The following is a 2,823-nucleotide window of genomic DNA, read 5'->3' on the forward strand; positions in this document are numbered from 1 at the left end:
TGGTGCGATTCGAAGTCGCCTGTAGTTAGCTTCATTTCAGTAAGCCAGGAGTTGCATTTACCTCTGTAGAGCCTAGGTTTTACACGAGGGAAATTCGCAATGAACACAATGTAATCCGCCCCTGCGCGAACGCATTGATGACCATCCCGCAACGGGCTCGGTCAGTGCAAAACGGTCTTCAAAGCTGTTTTCTGTCTCTTTTGAACAACGAGTTACATTTTGTAGCAAAACTGTTTTGCCCGCACTGGGACAAAAGATCCGAATAGGTGACACCAACTCATGGTGTCTTGTTTTTCCACCAAAACCACGCTTGGAACAGCGTGATCTCGTCTATGCGTGCGTCCCGGGTAACTGGGAGGTGCGGAGCCATAGATAAACCACTCGCACGGCGACGTGCATAAACCAAAGGCGACTTTGGGGAATTGCTGGGAGCAAGACCAGCAAGAGCGGACGAGATAAAGGGTACGGGAAACGTATGTGAACGTTCGTCAGAACCGCCGTCACAATTAAACAGCTAACACTTGTGTCCACGGGCAACCGTGGGAGCTGTGACCAAAACGGTACTCGCGTCTGGAATCAGTGGTCATGCACTTTGATTCGTTCCCAACAAGCGCGCGGCGGAGAGAACGTCCCTAACCCCTTTCGTCGGTTCGCCGACCGACGGGACATCGTGAGGAACGAAGTAAGCCCGATACATCGCTGACCTTAGGAATAGGGCCAGCAACCTGCGCGTAAGCAAAGGCCGAGGTGTAGCGGGTAGAGGAAGCTGCAAAAAGCGAAGGGGCGCATGTAATGTGCGTCATAGCGGTTCAAGATTTGCCGCAGTGCGAAAGCACGCAGACTTGCAGCAGGTGCGACAGCGTAAAAGCTATTGCGAACTTACACCCTAGGGGGCACAAACCCCTTGGGGTGTGTGCGTCCCCGGGGTGTCAACGACATTACCGGAGGAAGTATGAAAAACATCCAAGGCAGCAATGCCCCAGATGCTGCGCCTACGGACGATCAGCAGTGCGAGTGGCATTCCATTGATTGGGGTGCGGTGACTCTGTTCGTAAGTAAGGCGCAATCGCGCATAGCGCAGGCAACAAAAGACGAAAACTTCCGACGAGCCGCAAGGCTTCAAAGAGGTTTAGTCCGATCCTGGCAGGCCAAGGCATTGGCAGTCAGGAAAGTGACGACAAACCAAGGAAAGCGGACGGCTGGCACCGACCGTGAACTCTGGGACACGCCACTTCAGAAATGGAAAGCCATAGAAAGGTTAGGGCAGAAGGGATACAAGGCCAGTCCATTGCGGCGGGTCTACATTCCAAAAGCCAACGGCAAAGAAAGGCCGCTAGGCATCCCTACGATGTTGGATAGAGCTATGCAGGCACTCTACCTGTCAGCTCTTGAGCCAATGTCGGAGTGCAGAGCCGATCCGAACTCCTATGGGTTCCGGAAAGGTCGCTGTACGCAGGATGCCTGCGCGCAGTTGTTCAACTCCATCGCCTCGAAGGCCTCGGCCTCTTGGGTGTTGGATGCGGACATCAGCGGGTTTTTCGACCACATCAACCATGACTGGTTATTGCGCCATGTTCCTATGAACAAACGCATATTGAACCAGTGGCTCAAGTGTGGAGTTGTCGAAAAAGGCCAACTGGTGAGTACTGATGAGGGCACCCCGCAGGGGGGCATCATCTCGCCGACGCTGGCGAACTGGACGCTGGACGGTCTGGAACGGGGTCTACAGGCGCACATCCGTGCGACTCTGGGCGTTGCGAAAGGTCAAAAGGCCAAGGTGAATCTGGTGCGGTACGCGGACGACTTTGTAGTGACTGCCAACTCGAAAGAGTTGTTGGAAACATTGGTCAAGCCTTGGGTGGAACAGTTTCTGCGCGAGCGGGGATTGGAACTGTCCGAGGCAAAAACGCGGATCGTACACATTGATGAGGGATTCGATTTTCTTGGGTGGAATTTCAGAAAGTATTCTGGAAAACTGCTCATCAAACCAAGTCGGAAAAGCGTGAAAGCGCACTACGACAAGGTCAAGGAAATTATCTCCAAGTCGATCTCGGTGAAAACTGAAGTGCTGATAGCAAAGCTCAATCCGGTTCTCCGTGGGTGGGCGAACTATCACAAAGGGGTGGTGGCGAAACAGACATTTAGCAAGTTGGACTTCCAGATTGGCTGGAAACTGATGCGCTGGGGTCTCAGGCGCCACCCCCGCAAGAGCAAGCTCTGGGTGCGTGAGCACTACTGGCGGAAACCCGGCTCGCGCTGGGAATTCACCACAGATGTCTTGACGGTTGACGGATCAGAAAAGGATGCGTCACGGCAGAAGGGGCCACTGTATTTGTATAAGCTTGCGGATACAAAGATAGTGCGTCACGTCAAGATTCAGGGGGCTTATAACCCCTTTGATCCTGAATGGGAACCATACGGCGAGGATTTGAGATTTAAACGAATGTCGCAGGACATCGTGGACAACATCAGATTCAAGTTGTGGGCCTCCCAGTACGGCAGCTGTGCGTTGTGCCGTATGCCGATTGAGTCTCTCGCGGATTGTCACGACCACCATATCGTGTACAGGATGCATGGAGGTTCAGACGCTTTGTCGAATCGGGTGCTCCTACACCCGATCTGTCATACGCGTGTTCATATCCTAGGTTTGGAGGTTACCAAGCCGGTCCCAGTACGGGGACTTTAATCTGGAGCAGTAGACTAGGGCTATGCAGCCTGTTGATGCTATGAAACCAGTGGTCGTGCGTGAGCCGTATGCGGTGAAAGTCGCAAGTACGGTTCTTAGGGGGGGGGAAGGCAGTGATGCCTTCTCCCTACCCTCCC

1 protein-coding gene is annotated in these 2,823 nt (G+C 53.5%); it reads left to right on the top strand.

Annotation, left to right across the window (positions count from 1 at the left end):
* Positions 1-952 precede the first annotated feature (952 nt).
* A complete protein-coding gene (ltrA, locus tag ACFQND_RS12340) occupies positions 953-2,686 on the top strand; it encodes a group II intron reverse transcriptase/maturase (protein ID WP_377413645.1) in 1,734 nt (577 codons plus the stop codon).
* Positions 2,687-2,823 lie beyond the last annotated feature (137 nt).

The organism is Polaromonas aquatica (genome assembly GCF_042659145.1).
GTDB classification, from domain to species: Bacteria; Pseudomonadota; Gammaproteobacteria; order Burkholderiales; family Burkholderiaceae_C; genus Polaromonas; species Polaromonas aquatica.